This is a genomic window from Aestuariivivens marinum, from assembly GCF_022662175.1.
Classification (GTDB): Bacteria; Bacteroidota; Bacteroidia; order Flavobacteriales; family Flavobacteriaceae; genus Aestuariivivens; species Aestuariivivens marinum.
The window spans coordinates 1298816-1317965 of record NZ_JAKMCR010000001.1; the positions used below are offsets into that span (position 1 = coordinate 1298816).

At 35.4% G+C, this 19150-nt stretch carries 18 protein-coding genes and 1 tRNA gene; 8 read left to right on the forward strand and 11 right to left on the reverse strand.

Annotated elements, in window-relative coordinates; translation table 11 throughout:
* The 8 genes from MR053_RS05570 to acs all read right to left on the reverse strand — a co-directional run bounded on the left by MR053_RS05570 (position 1) and on the right by acs (position 7585).
* The gene (locus MR053_RS05570; RefSeq protein ID WP_242131448.1) at positions 1-891 is read right to left on the reverse strand and encodes a DUF547 domain-containing protein; all 891 of its coding nucleotides are present in this window, start codon (positions 889-891) and stop codon (positions 1-3) included.
* Between the two features lie 90 nt (positions 892-981).
* Positions 982-1950: an arsenosugar biosynthesis arsenite methyltransferase ArsM gene (arsM, locus tag MR053_RS05575; protein ID WP_242131449.1), complete on the reverse strand. Its 969-nt coding sequence runs from the start codon at positions 1948-1950 to the stop codon at positions 982-984.
* 92 nt (positions 1951-2042) lie between these two features.
* The gene (locus MR053_RS05580; RefSeq protein ID WP_242131450.1) at positions 2043-2855 is read right to left on the reverse strand and encodes a purine-nucleoside phosphorylase; all 813 of its coding nucleotides are present in this window, start codon (positions 2853-2855) and stop codon (positions 2043-2045) included.
* Positions 2848-3477: a TIGR04282 family arsenosugar biosynthesis glycosyltransferase gene (locus MR053_RS05585; RefSeq protein WP_242131451.1), complete on the reverse strand. Its 630-nt coding sequence runs from the start codon at positions 3475-3477 to the stop codon at positions 2848-2850. Before MR053_RS05585 ends, MR053_RS05580 begins: the two co-directional genes overlap by 8 nt.
* Positions 3470-3961: a rhodanese-like domain-containing protein gene (locus MR053_RS05590; RefSeq protein ID WP_242131452.1), complete on the reverse strand. Its 492-nt coding sequence runs from the start codon at positions 3959-3961 to the stop codon at positions 3470-3472. The genes MR053_RS05585 and MR053_RS05590 overlap by 8 nt, the downstream gene beginning before the upstream one ends.
* Positions 3962-4019: 58 nt before the next feature.
* A complete protein-coding gene (gene arsS / locus MR053_RS05595; RefSeq protein WP_242131453.1) occupies positions 4020-5075 on the reverse strand; it encodes an arsenosugar biosynthesis radical SAM (seleno)protein ArsS in 1056 nt (351 codons plus the stop codon).
* Positions 5076-5164: 89 nt separating this feature from the next.
* Positions 5165-5500: an arsenosugar biosynthesis-associated peroxidase-like protein gene (locus MR053_RS05600; protein ID WP_242131454.1), complete on the reverse strand. Its 336-nt coding sequence runs from the start codon at positions 5498-5500 to the stop codon at positions 5165-5167.
* Positions 5501-5662: 162 nt separating this feature from the next.
* Complete coding sequence (gene acs, locus MR053_RS05605) at positions 5663-7585, reverse strand: acetate--CoA ligase (RefSeq protein ID WP_242131455.1); 1923 nt, start codon at positions 7583-7585, stop codon at positions 5663-5665.
* A gap of 210 nt (positions 7586-7795) precedes the next feature.
* Here acs and MR053_RS05610 point away from each other — a divergent pair, with 210 nt between their 5' ends.
* On the forward strand, positions 7796-8302 hold the full coding sequence (locus MR053_RS05610) for an OsmC family protein (RefSeq protein WP_242131456.1): 507 nt from the start codon (positions 7796-7798) through the stop codon (positions 8300-8302).
* 36 nt (positions 8303-8338) lie between these two features.
* Here MR053_RS05610 and MR053_RS05615 read toward each other — a convergent pair whose 3' ends face one another.
* Both MR053_RS05615 and MR053_RS05620 read right to left on the reverse strand, forming a co-directional pair.
* Positions 8339-9886 carry a sulfatase family protein gene (locus MR053_RS05615; protein WP_242131457.1) on the reverse strand — a complete coding sequence of 516 codons (1548 nt, stop codon included), beginning with the start codon at positions 9884-9886 and terminating at the stop codon, positions 8339-8341.
* Between the two features lie 145 nt (positions 9887-10031).
* Positions 10032-10104: transfer RNA gene (locus MR053_RS05620), tRNA-Phe, on the reverse strand.
* Positions 10105-10255: 151 nt separating this feature from the next.
* Here MR053_RS05620 and MR053_RS05625 point away from each other — a divergent pair.
* From MR053_RS05625 to MR053_RS05655, 7 genes are all read left to right on the forward strand, one after another.
* The gene (locus MR053_RS05625; protein ID WP_242131458.1) at positions 10256-10984 is read left to right on the forward strand and encodes a type III pantothenate kinase; all 729 of its coding nucleotides are present in this window, start codon (positions 10256-10258) and stop codon (positions 10982-10984) included.
* Entirely contained in the window at positions 10984-12294 is a 1311-nt protein-coding gene (locus tag MR053_RS05630) for a hypothetical protein (RefSeq protein ID WP_242131459.1), read from the forward strand. Before MR053_RS05625 ends, MR053_RS05630 begins: the two co-directional genes overlap by 1 nt.
* 25 nt (positions 12295-12319) lie before the next feature.
* Entirely contained in the window at positions 12320-13699 is a 1380-nt protein-coding gene (locus MR053_RS05635; protein WP_242131460.1) for a tetratricopeptide repeat protein, read from the forward strand.
* Complete coding sequence (gene lptC, locus MR053_RS05640) at positions 13699-14253, forward strand: LPS export ABC transporter periplasmic protein LptC (protein ID WP_242131461.1); 555 nt, start codon at positions 13699-13701, stop codon at positions 14251-14253. The genes MR053_RS05635 and lptC overlap by 1 nt, the downstream gene beginning before the upstream one ends.
* Before the next feature lie 83 nt (positions 14254-14336).
* Positions 14337-14525 carry a hypothetical protein gene (locus tag MR053_RS05645; RefSeq protein WP_242131462.1) on the forward strand — a complete coding sequence of 63 codons (189 nt, stop codon included), beginning with the start codon at positions 14337-14339 and terminating at the stop codon, positions 14523-14525.
* Positions 14526-14529: 4 nt separating this feature from the next.
* Positions 14530-15819 carry a hemolysin family protein gene (locus MR053_RS05650; RefSeq protein ID WP_242131463.1) on the forward strand — a complete coding sequence of 430 codons (1290 nt, stop codon included), beginning with the start codon at positions 14530-14532 and terminating at the stop codon, positions 15817-15819.
* A gap of 152 nt (positions 15820-15971) precedes the next feature.
* Positions 15972-18128 carry a SurA N-terminal domain-containing protein gene (locus tag MR053_RS05655; protein ID WP_242131464.1) on the forward strand — a complete coding sequence of 719 codons (2157 nt, stop codon included), beginning with the start codon at positions 15972-15974 and terminating at the stop codon, positions 18126-18128.
* A gap of 53 nt (positions 18129-18181) precedes the next feature.
* On the opposite strand, the gene MR053_RS05660 is transcribed toward MR053_RS05655, so the two are convergent.
* The gene (locus MR053_RS05660) at positions 18182-19147 is read right to left on the reverse strand and encodes a GYDIA family GHMP kinase (protein ID WP_242131465.1); all 966 of its coding nucleotides are present in this window, start codon (positions 19145-19147) and stop codon (positions 18182-18184) included.
* Between the last annotated feature and the right edge of the window lie 3 nt (positions 19148-19150).

Below are 19150 nucleotides of genomic sequence, written 5' to 3' on the forward strand. Positions count from 1 at the left end.
CTATTCATTAAGTACCCAATTATAATCTTTATATTTTATTTTGGCTTGTTCTGAAATTTCAATTTCTGAATATTGATTTAAAAAATCAATTAAACCTCCATTTTTCTTAAAATCTTCAGGAAACCATTTGAAGATTTTTGAAAGTTCTAAATGATTTTTTGAAATGGAATTTCTTTCTGGATCGTTTAAAAATGCTTTTGTTGCTAGTGTTAATTGTTCGTTCAAGTTTGAAGCAATATAGGCTTCGTTCAGTAAATTAGGACAGGAATAAGAGGCACAAACAATGGCAAAGTGTATACGCGGCTCATCCATTTTTCGTAAGATTTGATGTTCAATCTCATCTAAATTATACCATTTGTCACCTAATTTCCAATGTCTTTGTTTCCAGGGGTCATTAATGTCCTTAATACTTTTAAGGGGATAATGCCTGAGGATGAGGTCTATAGTCATGGCATTATAAGCGTTGATCCAATAGGCTAATTTGCCTTCTTTTGCCCAAGTGTCTTTGGGCAACGTATTCCCCAAATACACAATGTAATCTTGAAGTGTCTTCCAATCGGTTTTGATGCCTTTATAATTAACGTTTCCAGTATCTGAAACGTGTTTTTTTAACAGCTCATCCCAAGTGTTATGAACAGGGCATGCTTCCTTTTTAGAATAAGCTTCCTTAGCATCGTTTGAAACATTGTCTTGCTCAATGGGCTTGGTCTCTTTTGCAGCTATAGTATTTGGAGCAGAAGATGTCTCTTTAACTGCTGTAACGGTTACAGTAACGCTATCATTTTTAACATCTCTTTGGATAATCGCTATAGAGTTGTTTTCAATGGTCCGCTTAGGGCCAGAACAATCACATAATAACATTGCAATGAAAAGTAATTTTATAACCTTCATCTATGTAGAATTACCTAAGAATTTTTAGTCATTATTGAGCTTCAAATACAAGCCTTAATAACACGACTATTAACCAATAATTAGTTAAAATTAACAACAGCCTCCACCATCATAATGAAATGTCGAATCGCTAATAAAAATATCATCCCTGTTCAATGCAGTTAAGGTACTTGCCGTTTTATCGCAAATGGCCAAGGGTTGGTTTTTTAATAAAACATGTCCTTTTTTGTCATCAAAATAATCATCTTCCCCAAAATAGATGGCAGCTTTCCCAGTAAATACACAGGGGCCGTCTTCGGGCATTGGGTCTTTTATGGCAGCTACTTCAATAGATTCTATATAGATCATCTCATCTGTTGGGTAATGCTTTGGGTCTAATATGCGGTAAGGTTTTCTGGCCCTGATTTCAATAGTGCCAAAACCAGTATCGGTGAGCAATTTTATGTACTGTTTGATGGGCAAACTTCCACTTAGGCACAGAGCACGTAAACGGTCATCGTTACGTAACGTATTGTTCATAGGTTGCTCGCAAGTAGGATCGCTCATAACCAAACGGCCATGAGGCTTTAAAACCCGATACATTTCGGCTATTGCTTTTTTTAAATCGTCTTCCTTAAAAATATTGAATAGACAATTTTGAGCAGCTACATCTATACTGCCATCATCAACAGGAAGGTTGAGAGCATCACCTTTGCGAAGGTTCACGAAATCTGAATTAAACCAATCATTTTGAGCTTCGGCTTCAATGAAATTTCTGCTGGAAGCCACCAGCATTTCATCAACTACATCCACCCCAATAACTCCATTTTTTTGTCTAGAAAAATAAGAAAATTGCAAGAGCTCCATACCACCACCTACACCTACATAAAGAATTTTAGGGTTGTTAGTTAAGTCGCGTGCATGAACCGTAGAACCGCAACCATAGTTCATTTCCTGCATAATCTTAGGAATCTTTAATCCTGGGAGTTCCCAAATAGGGTTGGTGCTACAACACAGTCCAATATTTGGTCTGAGTGCTGCTTCTTTATATACATTTTGTGTCGTTTCTAGGTAACTCATATTATTTTTTAGACATTAGGCAAAAGAAACAAGATGCAAGAATCAAGATTTTAAAAACACACCCAGACTCTTATGTATACAGGTCTTATTTCTTAAATGTTTTTTATTAGTTCTTTAAATAAAATGACCATATTGGGTTCTGCTTTGCCTGCTATTGCAATGATTTCAGAAATATCTATGGGCTTAAGGTTATCTGGGTCGCATTCATCTGTTAAAACTGACACCGCCGCAGCTTTTAATTTTAAATGATTGGCCACAATAATTTCTGGTACGGTACTCATGCCAACGGCGTCAGCACCAATAAATTTTAGCATTCGGTATTCGGCCCGTGTTTCCAGTTGTGGCCCGACAACGCTGGCATAAACACCTTCGTGTAAGGTGATGTTATAATTTTTGGCAATGGTTTTGAATGTAGCGTTTATTTGTGTATCGTAAGGTGCACTCATATCGGTAAAGCGCTCGCCAAGTTGGTCAACACCTTTAAAGGCCAGGGGTGAACTACCTTGCAGATTAATATGGTCTTCAATAAGCATAAGTTCTCCTTTTTTGTAGTTGAGGTTTATAGCACCTGCGGCGTTCGAAACCAATAGGGTTTTTATACCCAATTGTTTCATAATGCGAACGGGAAAGGTAACATCTTGTAGAGTATAACCCTCGTAAAGGTGAAAACGACCTTGCATAACCACTACTTTCTTGTCTTCTAACTCACCAAAAATGAGTTTGCCTTTATGGAATTCTACTGTTGCAGTTGGAAAGTTGGGAATATGGTTATAACTAATTTCTTTAATAATTGTAATTTCATTAATGAGTTGCCCAAGGCCAGTACCTAAAATAATACCGACTTCTGGGTTTTCAAAACCTTTTTCCTTAAGGTAGTCTACGGTTTCTTCTATATATTTAATCATTTAATTGTTTTAGTTTTTCTTGTAATTTTAAGTTTTCTTTGAAAAAGTTTGATGTCAATAAATCGTCTATGTTGTCTATATCGTTTAATGTCAATAAAGTAGAATATGTAATATTTTGTAAGCACAATTCTTTTAGTGTTTCTTCCAATAAGTTTTGTTGGCTCCAAGGTTTATTTTCAAAAATGAAATTATGCATTTTGGTTAAACCAATCAAGTAATAGCCGCCATCTTTAGCAGGGCCGAAAACAACATCAAATTCGTTTAGTGCGTTAATGCCACCTTCAATTATTTTGTCGCTAATATCAGGTAAATCAGATCCTATTAAAACAATGCGTTCATAACCTTTTTCAAATCCTTTTTTAAAGGCATTTTTCATGCGTTCGCCTAAATCTTTACCTACTTGAACATTTTTAAATTCATTTGACCATTTGTCTTCGATAACCACGTCAGAAAAGTAAATATGTTTGTCTATTGAAATAGTTTGTGTAACCTGTTCAGTAATATTAACGAGTTCATTATAAACTTCAAAAGCAGCCCGATTGCCAATAGTTTTGGCTAGCCTGGTTTTTACTTTACCTAATTTTAGGTTTTTTACAAAAACAATGAGTAAGCTTTCAGTCATATACCTTAATGCCTTTTTTTAGCCATTTACCCCACTCTATCGAGTAGGTGTGAATGCTATCGGTTTCTTTATTTTTTATATCGTATACAGGGAAACCGCTATTTTTCCATTCAAAAATACCACCGTATAAGTTTTTAACGTTACTATAGCCTGCTTTTTTTAATTGTTCGGCAATATCTTCAGAGCGGACTCCTAATGAGCAGTAGACTACAATAGCTAGTTGCTTTTCATTAAATTTTTGGGTTGTATTTTTAAGATTAAAACTATCGAAACCTACATGAATGGCATCTTTAATATGACTGATTTCAAATTCTTTTGATTCCCTAGCATCAAGGACTATTGTTTTTGTTTTGGACGCGGCCAATTCTTGAACCGAAATATAAGGTACGCTGTTATTATTATAGGTATTTAATAGCCCTGAAAGTGTCTCTTGGGAATGGCATTTGAATACAAATAGTAATACCAAAACTATGAGATTTCCCATTGTTTTTTGACATGGACTATAGCGTGAAAAGTGATTAGTTGTCTGCATACAAAATTAATTAGGTGACCGTTCCTTGGCAACTGCTTCCTGCACCTGCCGTACAACCGTAACAGTGTTGGAAAACAACTATTTCTCTGCCTTGAAGTAACAACTCATTATAATCCGAAATATGTTTTGCTTTGCTATTTAAAGGTAATTCCAACATTTGATTAAAGTCACAATCATATAAATAGCCATCCCAACTAACCGATAGTGTATTGGTACACATCACGTTTTCCAAGGCAACTGGATTATAGGCATCTACTAAAGCATACATGTAGTCTTCATAATTTTCCGAGGCAATTAAATAATCTAAAAATCTACTAATAGGTAAATTGGTTATGGCGAATAAATTATGAAAATGAATATCAAAATCTTTTAATAGTGCTTTTTTGAAATCTTTTTCCAAGTCATTTTGATTGGCAGGTAAAAATGCACCCGAGGGATTGTACACCAAATCTAAACGTAAGTTATTTTCTGGCATGCCATAGCCTATTTTGTTTAACATTTTTAGAGTTTCAATTGAAGCGTCAAAAACACCATCTCCACGTTGTTTGTCGGTTTTACCTCGTGTCCAATGTGGCATAGAGCTAACTATATGGATGTTGTGCTTTTTGAAAAACTCGGGTAAATCATGGTATTTCTTATTGGCACGAATAATCGTTAAGTTGGAACGAACAATAAAATCCTTAATACCTGCTTTTACCGCTTCTTCAACAAACCAACGAAAATTTGGATTCATCTCAGGGGCACCACCTGTTAAATCTAAAGTATGTGCTCCAGTTTTTTTTATAACCTCCAAGCATTGTAACATGGTTTCTTTGGCCATGATTTCCTTTCGGTCTGGACCCGCATCAACATGGCAATGTTCACAAACTTGATTGCACATATAGCCCAAATTAATCTGAAGAATTTCAAGTTTTTTCGCTTTCAAAGGGAATTGACCAGTTTCACCAATTTTATTCTTAAACGTAGGTAATTCACCATTTTGGAAAATACCATTGGATAAAATTTCCAGTTGGCGTTTACTATTGGCTAATGTGCTATTGCGTTTGTGAAGGGATTTTGTTATCATTTTTTTTAAAAGGCCTCTCGATTACAGTCGATATGATAAAAAGGAATACTGCATCATTAGAGCGTATTACCTATTTGAATCTATAAATACTATCCGTCTAACTTATTTACTTTATTCATCATTTGTACACCATGAACTAGTGCGGCACCGCTTTTAATGGCAGCACCAACGTGTATGGCTTCCATCATCTCTTCTTTAGTTACACCCCGTTCTAAGGTGTCTTTGGTATAGGCATCTATACAATAGGGACATTGCTCGGTATGGGCAACGGCTAAAGCAATTAACGATTTTTCACGAGCGGTTAAAGCCCCTTCTTCAAAAACACTGTTGTAATAATCAAAAAATTTTTCACCAAGTTCCTCATTCCATTCTGTGATTTTTCCAAATTTTCTTAAATCAGCCGGGTCATAATATGTTTTTTGCATAAAAATATTTTGTTTAAAGATAAAAATCTAAACCTTGTTGTCGAAAAAAACCTAATTACTTAACATTATTTTTTAGTTGAACGGTAAATGGTTTATATATAAAAATACCCTATTCGATTATGAATAGGGTAACATTGTTTTTCGAAAATTGACGTTTTAGTATCAATTAGTACTTTCAGAATTTGCACCATCAATAATACTTTGTACTACTTCAGGATTGAGCAACGTACTGGTGTCCCCTAGATTACTTATATCGTTATGGGCAATTTTACGTAAAATGCGTCTCATAATTTTACCAGAGCGTGTTTTTGGTAAACCTACGGTAAATTGGATTTTGTCCAATTTGGCTATTGGTCCTATATGTTCGGTGATAATTTGATTAATCTCTTTTCTAAGGTTGTTTTGGTCTCTTGTTTCCCCAACATCTTTTAAGATAACAAAACCATAAAGTGCATTGCCTTTGATGTCATGTGGAAAACCAACAATGGCAGATTCTGCAACAGCTGGGTGTTCGTTAATGGCATCCTCAATAGGAGCAGTACCAAGATTATGGCCAGATACAATAATAACGTCGTCTACCCGTCCTGTGATCCTATAATAACCCACTTCATCTCTTAAGGCACCATCTCCGGTGAAGTATTTGTTTTCGAATGCGGAAAAATAAGTGTCTTTATAACGTTGGTGATCTCCCCAAATCGTTCTGGCTATACTGGGCCAAGGGAATTTAACACACAATCTTCCGCTTACTTGATTGCCTTTGAGCTCATTGCCATTTTCATCCATAAGTGCAGGTTGAATTCCTATAAAAGGCAAAGTAGCATAGGTTGGTTTAGTTGGTGTAACAAAAGGAATAGGGCTAATCATTATGCCTCCAGTTTCGGTTTGCCACCAAGTGTCCACTATTGGACTTTGTTTTTTGCCAATATTATCATTGTACCAATGCCAAGCTTCTTCGTTAATTGGTTCACCTACTGACCCTAAAACTTTTAATGATGAAAGGTCGTATTTTTCAACTAGTTCAAGGCCTTGTTTGGCCAATGCACGAATAGCGGTTGGGGCTGTGTAAAACTGATTAATCTTATGTTTTTCGACAATTTCCCAAAAACGTCCAAAGTCGGGATAACTTGGTACACCTTCAAACATTACGGTTGTGGCTCCATTGGCTAAAGGACCATAGACGATGTAGCTGTGCCCTGTAATCCAACCTATATCGGCAGTACACCAATAAATATCATTTTCCCTATATTGAAATATATTTTTAAAGGTGTAGGCAGAATAAACCATGTAACCCGCAGTAGTGTGTACCATACCTTTAGGCTTGCCTGTTGATCCAGAAGTATATAAAATGAATAATGGGTCTTCGGCATTCATTACTTCTGCCTCACATGTGGTAGATGCTTCATCTAAAAGAGGCTGTAACCATTGGTCTCTACCTTCTTTTATACTAATATTGGAAAGGATGCGCTTAGCAACTAATACTGTTTTTACATTCGGACAACTTTCCAAAGCTTCGTCTACAATACCCTTTAAATCGATTGTTTTTGCACCACGGTAAGAACCGTCGCTAGTAATCACCATTTTGCAATCACAGTCATTAATTCTTGTTGATAATGCTGTAGAAGAAAAACCAGCAAAAACAACAGAATGTATTGCACCAATTCTAGCACATGCAAGAACAGCTACAGCTAACTCAGGAATCATGGGTAAGTATATGCATACCCTGTCACCTTTTTCTACACCTTGATTTTTTAAAACATTTGCAAATTTGTTAACCCGTTCGTGTAGTTGCTTATAGGTAATATGTTCTGCGGCCTCTTTTGGGTCGTTTGGTTCAAATAAAATGGCTGTTTTGTTTCCACGTGTAGGTAAATGTCTGTCAAGGCAGTTTTCGGTAACGTTTAATTGTGCGCCTTCAAACCATTTAATTTCTGGTTTTGTAAAATCCCAACTTAACACATTATCCCATTTTTTATGCCACATAAAATGTTCTTCTGCTACTTCTTCCCAAAAATTTTCTGGTTCTCTAACCGATTTTCTATAGACTTGGTAGTATTCTTCTAAATGTTTTATGTGATAATTACTCATTAGTTATTGTTTTTAGCTGTTCAATTAGATTAAGTGAGTTGCAATTTTACTAAAATTTTATTAAAAAATCCTTTGAAAAGCCTAAGCTAAGTCAAAACGATAGTAGAAATTATGAAAAAAATAACATTTTGGGAGAAGGAATAGGGATAATGAAAATTCACGCACATTTTCTATCTTAGTTTAATAATAAATAAAAATTTTTAGATATAAATGAAAGCCGAAGAATTAAAAAAGATACAAGCTCCCATAAAAGAAAAATATCGTAAAAATTCCAGTGCAGCATTAATTACCTTAAGGGCCAGTGGTGAAATTGGCAAGGGAATTTCATGTAAGGTTGATACTGGAAAAGCTATGGTTGAAGCTGGACTTCATCCCGCGACTGGCGGAACTGGTATGCAAGCATGCTCGGGAGATTTACTTCTTGAAGCATTGGTTGCCTGTGCGGGTGTTACTCTTAGTGCGGTTGCCACGGCGTTAGAGTTCGACATGTCTGGTGGTAGGGTAAAGGCTGAAGGTGATTTGGATTTTCGCGGAACCCTTGGTGTTGATAAAGAAGCAAAAGTTGGTTTTAAGAACATCCGTTTAAATTTTCAGCTAAGCACCTCCGAAAGCAAAGACAGAATTGATACACTGTTAAAATTAACGGAAAGGTATTGTGTGGTTTACCAAACTTTAGTATCAAGTACAGACCTAGTAACTGAAATTGAAATTATGTGAGGTTGCTTATGAAGATTGTATGCAATTGTTTTGTTTCTATTGTTTTGTATTTGAAAAATCCATTCCTATGATAGTTTCGAAAGTTTTTACCATTTCAGCCAGTTTTTCAGGATGACTTTGGGCTAGGTTATTGGTTTGGCCTATATCCTCTGCTAAATTATAGAGCTGAAATTCTTTGGCGTTACCAATTTCAATATTTACAGACCTAATCTTGGCAGGGCCTTTATATGGAGGTATCATTACCCAATCGCCTTTTCTCAATGCTGTTCTAGAAATGGCTTCAATAACCAAAGTCTCCCGTCCCTTTTTACTTTTTCCTAAAAGGACATCTAAAAGTTGTTCGCTGTCTTTTACACTAGTTTCACTGCCTACTAATTCAGCTAAAGACGATAATAGATCTATTTGACAAATCAAGGCATCAGATACCGTTGGTTCTATATGTCCTTTCCAATACGTTATAAAAGGAACTCTTGTGCCAGCTTCAAAAAGGCTATACTTGCCTCCACGTAATACTCCAGCCGGTTTATGGTTGCCTAATTTTTCTACGGCATCATCATAGTAACCATCGTTTAAAACTGGACCATTATCACTAGAAAAAACAATAAGTGTGTTATCCATTAAACCTTCCTCTTCTAAGGTTTTTAATAGTTCTCCTATACACCAATCGGCTTCAACAATAACATCACCGCGTGGTCCCATACCAGATGAACCTACGAATCTTTCATGAGGTGTACGGGGTACATGAGGTTGCTGTAAGGCATAATATAGGAAGAAAGGGTTATGCTTTTGGCGTTTAATATAGTTTTGAGCTTCTTTTAGAAAGGTGTCTGCCATGTCTTCATCGACCCATTTCGCCGATGCTCCACCCTTCATAAAGCCAATTCTGGAGATGCCATTTACTATGGAGTTATCGTGGCCATGGTGCCATTTCATTTTTAATAGTTCTGGATTGTCTTTACCTGTAGGTTGGTCTTCAAAATTTTTATTGTAATTGATTTCAATAGGATCACTAAGGTCTAGATTGTCAACCTTACCATTTTTTATATAAACCGTAGGTACCCTATCCTGGGTGGCTGCCATAATATAACTGTAGTCAAAGCCTAATTCATTGGGCCCTGGCGAGATATGGCTATTCCAATTAAGGTTTCCGCTGCCTAAGCCTAAATGCCATTTTCCAACAATGCCTGTATGATAGCCATTAGCTTTTAACATTTTAGGAATAGTAACTTGTGCAGTATCAATAAGAAGTGGTGCCGTTCCCGGCAATATTTTGGCGTTTTTATTTCGCCATGGATAAGTTCCAGTTAGTAAAGCATACCTACTGGGGGTACATGTTGCAGAAGATGCATAGCCATTGGTAAAACGAACACCTCCATTTGCTAATCTATCCATATTAGGTGTTTTTATTTCTGTAGCTCCGTATGCGCCTACATCGCCATAACCCAAATCGTCAGCATAAATAAAAATTATATTAGGTTGATTCTTATATAATTTTTCAGTTATTAATTCGAGTTGTTGTTTGTTTTCTTTACAGGAAGCGCTAATTATAAGTAATGTTATTAATGAATAAACTATTTTTTTCATAAAAATTGGATTTGTAATTTTTACTGGTTATCCTCATAGCAATACTGCTAAAATAATATTTAACGGTAAAAAAAGAAACAGAATTATTAAGTATTTGGTATAAAACAAAAAACCCTATAAACATTACTGTTTCAGGGTTTTTAAGTGGTACCTCCAGGAATCGAACCAGGGACACAAGGATTTTCAGTCCTTTGCTCTACCAACTGAGCTAAGGTACCTCGCTAAAGCGGATGCAAATATATTCATTTTTATTATTTGCCAAAAGAAAATTTAAAAAAAACACTATTTACAGCTTGTTGCCAATAATTATGAGATATTTAAGATTTAAATTCGGACTGTTTTGTAGTTTTACACTTTATCCACCTGGGCATGAATTTAGTAATAGATGTAGGAAATTCGTTTGTTAAGCTGGCTATTTTTAATAAAAATAAATTACAGCATAAAGAAACCATAAGGCTGAATGCATTTGTGGATGTAATTAGTTCCATAGCAAGCACACAACCTGAGATTAAAAAGGTTTTGGTGTCTTCTGTTGCACGATTAAGCGCAGAACAAAAAGAAGCTTTAAAAAAGAGGTTTAAGCTTTTTGAAATTAACCATAAAACAAAAGTGCCTTTTAAAAATTGTTACAAAACCCCTAAGACTTTAGGGGTAGATAGGATGGTATTGGTGAGTGCATCGGTACATAAGTTTCCAAAGAGTAATGTGCTTATTATAGATGCTGGAACTTGTGTGACTTTCGATTTTGTTACAGCGAATAAGGAATATTTGGGAGGGGCTATTTCACCCGGAATTAGAATGCGTTATCAATCCCTTAATCATTTCACGGTTAATTTACCACTTCTCGATACTCAAATGCCAGATAATATAATTGGAAACTCCACCAAATCTTCAATGCATTCTGGTGTTGTGAATGGACTTGTACATGAAATTGAAGGTGTAATTTCTGAGTATAAACAAAAATATTCGGATTTAACAGTAATTTTAACAGGTGGAGATGCTAATTTCTTGTCTAAACAATTAAAAAGTAGCATATTTGCCAACTCTAATTTTTTATTAGAGGGGCTAAATTATATTTTACAATTTAATTCAAATTGATGACAAAAAAACTTGTAGTAGTTTTTATTGCTGTTTTTGCAATTCATAGTTATTCTCAAGAAGGTACGGCTTCTCCATATTCATTTTATGGTATTGGTAGTTTAAAATTTAAAGGTACTGTTGAGAATAGAAGTATGGGTGGGCTGAGTGTATATACAGATAGTATTCATGTTAACCTTAGGAATCCAGCTTCTTATACAGGAAGTAATCTAGAGATGTATGGTAATGAAGGCAGACCTGTAAAATTTACGGTTGGAGGCAGTTATTCTACTATGAGTTTAAAGAGTGATAGTAGTAAAGGCAATGCGTCGTCTACAACATTCGATTACATCGCATTATCTGTGCCTCTTGGAAAATTTGGAATGGGATTTGGGCTTTTGCCATATACTGCAGTGGGTTATAAGTTGGAAGCTTTGAATGCTAATGGTGGTTTGGAAAACAGGTTTACTGGTCAAGGAGGGGTTAATAAAGCGTTTTTAGGATTTGGCTATCAATTTACTAAAGAGTTAAGTATTGGAGTTGATGCCCACTACAATTTCGGAAATACTCAAAATAGCATAGTAGAGTTTAGGTACGATGACCAAAATGTGCCATTGCAATATCAAACCCGGGAAAATAACAGATCGGATCTAAGTGGTTTAAATTTCAACTTGGGACTTTCTTATAAAGCTATGTTTAGCGAAAAATTAGAGTTTGTTTCAGGGTTTACCTTAACACCAAAAAGTAATTTAACCTCGCAAAATAAACGTTCTTTTTCAACAATAACAATAAACTCTAATGGAGATGAGTTTGTAGTAAGTCAAATAGAGACCGATTTGGAAGCTTTAGGTTTGTTGGAAACAAAGCTTACCTTGCCCTCTAAGTTCTCTTTTGGAGCAGGTATAGGTGAACCTAGAAAATGGTTTATGGGAGCTGAATATACGTCACAGAAAACTAGTGAATTTAACAATCCGCTCTACCAAAACACAACGCTAGCATCGTACGAAGATGCGTCCACTATATCTATTGGTGGGTTTTTTATACCACAGTATAATACCACGAGCTACTTAAAAAGAACGGTGTATAGAGCAGGATTGCGCTTTGAAAAAACAGGATTACTTATAAAGGATAAGTCAATTAAAGAGTTTGGCATATCTTTTGGGGTAGGTTTACCTGTTGGAGAGTTTGGTGATTTTTCCAATGCCAATTTTGGAGTTGAAATTGGAAAACGTGGAACAACTAACAGTCATCTAATACAAGAGGATTTCATTAATTTTAGATTAAGCTTATCTTTGAACGATAGATGGTTTATGAAACGAAAATATAACTAACAGTAACATAGGAGAAATTATTATCATGAAGACGAAAATTACTTTACTAACATTATTACTTTTTGTACTTAACATAAGTTTTGCTCAGCAAGATGAAGAATGTATGACGAAGCTGTCCATATTTCATGAATATGTTAAAGCAAAAAACTTTGATGCTGCCTACGAACCATGGATGGCGGTAAGAAAAAAATGCCCAAAATTTAATATTGCTATTTATGTAGATGGAGAGAAGATATTAGACTATAAAATAGAAAATACCTCTGGAGTTGAAAAAGTAGCTTTTATTAATGATTTGATAAAACTATGGGAAGAACGTGGTGAATACTTTCCAAGCAAGACCCCAAAAGGGGAGTATGCAGCTAAAGCTTGCCAATTGATGTACGACTATAGAAAGGAATTGGATAAAACTGATTTAGAGTTATATGAATGTTATGATGCTGCTTATAAATTGGATAAGGCTACATTTACAAATCCAAAGAGTTTATATACCTATTTCTCTTTGATGGTTGATTTGTATGATGCTAAACAAAAGGCTGCTGCCGAATTGTTCAACAAATATGATGATGTTGTTGAAAAGATAGAGGATGAAGTAAAGAATTATTCTGAAAAGCTAAATAAGCTTATCGAAAAAGAAGACGCCGGTACAGATTTAACCAGTAAAGAAAAAAAATACAAAAAATATTACGAGAGTTATTTAAATGCGTATGATCAAATTTCTGGTAGTATAGATGGCAAATTAGGGCCTAGAGCAAATTGCGAAAACTTAATTCCATTATATGAAAAAGGTTTTGAAGAAAATAAGGGTAATGCTATTTGGTTACAGCGGGCTGCAGGTAAAATGTCTGAAAAAGAATGTACTGACGATCCTTTGTTTTTTAAGTTAGTTAATGCCTATCACGAATTGAGTCCTTCTGCCAATTCTGCTTACTATTTGGGTATATTAAAAGATAAGGAAAAAAAATCTACTGAAGCTATTGCGTTTTACAAGCAAGCCATCGATTTGGAAACCGATAATTTCAAGAAATCTAAATTGGCCTACAAAGTTGGTACCGCCTTAAAGAAGAGAGGGGCTTTCGGACAAGCAAGGGGATATTTTAGAGATGCCTTAAAATTAAACCCATCCAATGGACGACCGCATTTGGCAATTGCGGCCATGTATGCAGCAAGTGCCAAAGATTGTGGTGATACTAATTTTAATAAACGAGCAGTATACTGGTTGGCGGCCGATGAAGCATCTAAAGCAGCTAGGGTTGACCCAACACTAAAAAAGGCAGCTTCACAATCTGTTGCAAACTATATGGCTAAGGCACCTTCTAAATCTGAGATATTTGAATGTTCCTGCTCTGGTCAAGTGATAAAAATTGGATGCTGGATAGGGGCTTCGGTAACAGTGCCTAAAGTGTAATGCTTGAAATAAAAAAATATAACTTATCAATCATAGTCATCGTGCTTACGGTGGCTATGTTTTTTTCTTGTAAGGATAATTTTAAGGATGTGCAGAATATGGGGATTTCAGAAAATGAACCTGTTGGCATCGCCGAAAATTTCAATTATAAGTATACCGATTCCGGTAAAATTAGAGCTGTTCTTATAAGTTCCAGGATGTTGGATTTTTCTAATAGGGAATTTGACTATTTTGAATTTCCAGAGGGTATAACACTCGATTTGTTTGATGATGAAAATAATAAAAGTGTGGTGGTGTCCGATTATGCGATTAACTACGGAAAAACAAATTTGATCGATTTGCAGGGCAACGTACGTATCATGACCCATAAAAAAGACACTCTATTTGCAGAACAACTCTATTACGATTCCGATAAGAACTGGATTTTTACCAATAAGCCAGTGACCTTTAAAACGGCAACCGATATTATTCACGGTAATATTTTTGATTCTGATACGGATTTTAACAAAGCTAATGTTCTTGACCCTACAGGGAATATAAGCGTCGAAGATTAATTTCTTAATCAGAATTAATTCATTTCTTATTTTAAGTATCTTTACAGAGAATTAATTTTAACAGTTTTAGATTACTTATCCAAATGAGATATTCAAAATTTTTTCAATACGCCTATTTAATTTTTGCGGTATTATTTATTTACGATGCCATAAACAAGTATATTAAAGAGGGTATTGTAGCTTATACCTCCTTGTTATTGGCAGCAACAGCAGTCTTTATGTTTTTCTTTAGAAGGCGATTTGCAAAAAAAATGGAAAATAAAGACCAATAACTAAATGAGTGTTGAACTTGTTGTCATAATTAGCTCTTTACTTTTGTCGGCTTTTTTTTCGGGTATGGAAATTGCCTATGTGTCTTCAAACAAAATTCACATCGAAATTGAAAAAAAGCAAGAAGGTTTGTTGGCAGCCATATTAAGGAAGCTAACGGCAAAGCCTTCAAAATTTATTGCCACCATGCTTATAGGCAATAATATAGCTTTGGTGGTTTATGGACTTTTTATGGGAGATGTATTGGTGGCTTGGTTTCAAACACAACTACCATCACAATCAGCTTTTTTAAATTACATGTTTACCGAACTGAGTTTGTTGTCGCAAACCATTATTTCTACTATAGTTATATTAATTACGGCGGAGTTTTTGCCAAAGGTGTTTTTTCAAGTATATGCCAATACCTTAATTAAGGCTTTGGCGTTTCCGGCATATATATTTTATGTGCTTTTTACGTTTGTTTCAGATTTTGTGATTTGGATTTCCGATACCGTTTTAAGAACCTTTTTTAAAACCGAGGGAGACCAAATTCAATTGGCATTCACTAAAGTAGAATTGGGCAATTATATAAGCGAGCAAATGGAATCGGTTGAGGAACATGATGAAGTGGATTCTGAAATCCAGATTTTCCAAAATGCCTTGGAGTTTTCGGAAGTGAAGGCCCGTGAGGTTATGGTACCCCGAACCGAAATTATTGCGGTAGAGATAAATGAATCCATAAAATCCTTAAATGCACTGTTCACTGAATCGGGATGTACCAAAATACTGGTTTATAAAGAAACTATAGACGATATTTTGGGATATGTGCATTCGTTCGAACTGTTTAAAAAGCCCAAAACTATTAAGTCGGTAATGCTTCCCGTTGAGTTTGTGCCAGAAACTGTACTTATTAAGGATGTGTTGGGAGTGCTTACCAAGAAACATAGAAGTATAGCTGTTGTGTTAGACGAATATGGTGGCACATCTGGCATTATGACGGTTGAGGATATTGTTGAAGAGTTGTTTGGAGAAATAGAGGATGAGCATGATACTGCCGAATTGATTGAGGAGAGGCTTGATGGAAATACCTTTAAATTTTCGGCACGTATGGAGGTCGATCAAATTAATGAAACCTATAAATTAAACCTTCCAGAAAGTGAAAATTATGAGACTTTAGGAGGCTTAATTGTTAACCATACAGAAGAAATTCCGGAACAGAACCAAGTGGTTACCATCAATACATTTCAGTTTACCATTTTGGAAGTTTCCAATACCAAAATAGATTTGGTAGAACTTAAACTTATGGAAGAAAACTAGCTCGCTTAAAGTTTAACCAATAATTGCAATCTTCTTCTTTTATTATTAAATAGAAAATGGTATTTTCGCGCACGATATTTTGCTTAATAGAGCATGTACCAATAATTAACAAGAAAAATCCAGTATTACTGGTTTAAAATAAGATTTCAAAAATGGCAGTTTTAAATAAGATTAGACAACGTTCGCTTTTTTTAATACTAATAATTGCATTAGCATTGTTTTCATTTGTGTTAGCCGATTTGTTTAAAAATAGTGATGCATTAACATCAAAATCACAAAATATTGTTGCTACCATTAATGGTAAGGATATTACACGTGAGGACTTTGTACAAAAGGTTGAGGTTGCGCAAAGAAATGCAGGGCCTTCTGCAACAAACACACAGATAGCTAACCGTATATGGGATCAGGAGGTTAGAAAAGCAATAATGGAATCACAATACGAAGAATTGGGTATTTCTGTAGAACAGGACAAAATGCGTGATTTAATAAAGGCGTCCTTGGCGACCAATCCGCAATTTTTAAATGAAGCAGGGTTGTTTGACGAAAATAAGTTAAACGAATTTATAGCTAATTTAAAGGAAATTGCACCGCAACCAGGATTTTTTAACGGACAGCCCATTACGTATTCAGATTGGACTAACTACGAGCAAAATATAGCTTCTGGTGCGTTACAGCAAAACTATTATAATTTGGTAAAGGCCGGTTTAACAGGAACTTTGGCTGAAGGGGAATTAGAGCATAAATTGGATGGCAATAAAGTAGATGTTAAATATGTTCAAGTGCCTTATACATCTATTCCTGATAGTACCATTACAGTTTCTAAATCTGATATTTCAGCCTATATTAAGTCGCATAAAAAACAATTTGAAGTAGAAGCCTCTAGGGATATTCGTTATGTGGAATTTAAGGAAGAAGCCACTCTTGAAGATGAAGAGGCTATAAAAGCAGAATTGGAGATGTATTTAAACGGACGTTTGGTTGATGAAACGGGTAGAAAAGATACAATTGTTGCCTTTTCGCAAGTGGAGAATCACGCCGATTATATTAACTTAATAGCAAGTTCAAACCAAAAGTTTGAAGACCGTTTTGTGTTTAAAAATAACCTGCCTACAGAATTTGCAGACAGCATTTATAATTTAAACGTAGGTGAAGTCTATGGGCCTTATAAGCATGATGGTAGTTTTAAGTTAACCAAGCTTATTGCCGAAAAGAACATACCTGATTCGGCTAAGGTAAGACACATATTAATTCCTTTTTTGGGAGCAAGAAGTGCAACTCCAGAAGTGACACAAACTGAAGTTGAGGCTGAAGCGACAGCAGATAGTTTATTGACAGTACTTAAAAAAGATCGTTCTAAATTTCCTGAGTTTGTCAAGGAGTTTTCATCAGATCAGGGTAGTGTCGAAAACGAAGGGCGTTACGATTGGCATCCTTACAATACTATGGTCCCTGAGTTTAACGATTTTGAATTTGAAGGTAATGTTGGTGATTTAGGGGTTGTAAAAACTGTTTTCGGTTTCCATATTATTGAAATCGAAGGTCAAAAAGACAAAAAGCGAGCTGTGAAAGTCGGTACTATTTCCAGAAAGATTGAACCTTCTGAAGCTACTATAAACGAAGTGTTTAGAAACGCCTCTAAATTTGAGGTTGATGTTGATAAAAAAGACTTTCAAGAAGTTGCAACCGAAGCAGGATATACAGTTCGTCCTATTAATGGTATAAAAATATTGGACGAGAATATTACAGGAATAGGAAGTCAAAGGCAAATTGTACGTTGGACTTTTAAAGATGAAACTGAAGTAGGTGACATTAGTCGTTTTACCATTCCTTCAGGTTATGCCATTGTACAATTGGTAGCTAAGCACGATAAAGGCTTAATGGCAGTGGAAGATGCGTCTGCTACAGTATTGCCAGAAATACGTAAGGAGAAAAAAGCCCAAATGATCAAAGACCGTATTTCAGCGACAACTTTAGAAGATGTTGCAGCAGCTGAAAATACTTCAGTAAGGTCGGCTTCGGCTATTACTATGAAATCGCCTACCCTTTCTGGAGCGGGTAGAGAGCCACTAGTGGTTGGTGCGGCCTTTGGATTGACAGAAGGAGAAACTTCAGGTTTGATTGTGGGTGACAGAGGCGTGTATATGATTCAAGTAACTAAAGTAACCCCAGCTGTTGAATTGGATAATTACCAAGCAGCAGCCAATAGGGTGGAGCAACGTAAAACAGGCGCAGTAACTACAAAAGTATACAATGCCTTAAAAGCTACTGCCGATATTGAAGATAACAGGGCGAAAACCCAGGTACAATAAGAAAATAGTTATATAATAATTGTTAAAAAAATGCTCCATAAATTGGAGCATTTTTATTTAATAATATCAGTGTAATTTAAAATGGTAGTATAGCCTTTGCTTTCAAAATAGGTTTTGGGGTTTTCTTTTGAAGCCACTAAAATAAAATCACCACCCCAGGCTCCTAAACTCTTAATGCTACCATTAAAATCACTAAATAGGAGGTCTTTTACCTTAGTTTGATTGGTGGCTTTTGAAATTATGGTTTCATGTTGCTCTACTAAACGTTCAAATTCACTTAAGGATGTACAACTTAGTATGGCCTCAGTAATCGCATTGATGCTTTTAATGGTGTTGCTTAAATCGAACATATTGTTTTTATAATGCGCTATACCCGATCGGCTATCCTGTTTTTTGTTTAGATATACAAAATATAGCTGCTTTTTAAAGGGCGGATTAAAATCTGCGGCCAAAACTTCTGGTGTATTATATTTTAATTGATACGTAATAGGTGAATTGTTCTGAGCACAAGCAATATCGTAACCACTTCCACCAAAAGTACGCTCTAAGAGTTCATAAGGGTCGATATTAAACCATTGTGCAATGTTGTTAATTAATGTAGACGAGGTGCCTAGACCCCAATTTATTGGGAAGTCCAATTGAGTTGAGATTTTAAAACCGTTTCCTTTTATTTTATCTCCGTTTTCATCGTAATCATCATAGTGTTTACTAAAAAAATCTTTGTTTAGTCTTACAGCATGATATAATATGGTTAAAAGTGTTTTTGAAATACCATTGGGCATGGTTTCAATTTTAACTTCGTAAACAAAAGGAAAGCAAATCTCTTCAAAGTGGTAGTTTTCTTCAAACCAGATGTTTCCTTTTTCATCTAAGCTTTGCCATACAATCATTCTTTTATCAATTGGAGTGACACTTAGAGACTGTCCTAAGCTTGTTGGAAGCGCTAAAGCTTTGGCGCCATCAAGAACAACATATTCTGCCGTAAGTAGTAGTTTGCCGTTGCTTAAAAAGGTTTGCATCTG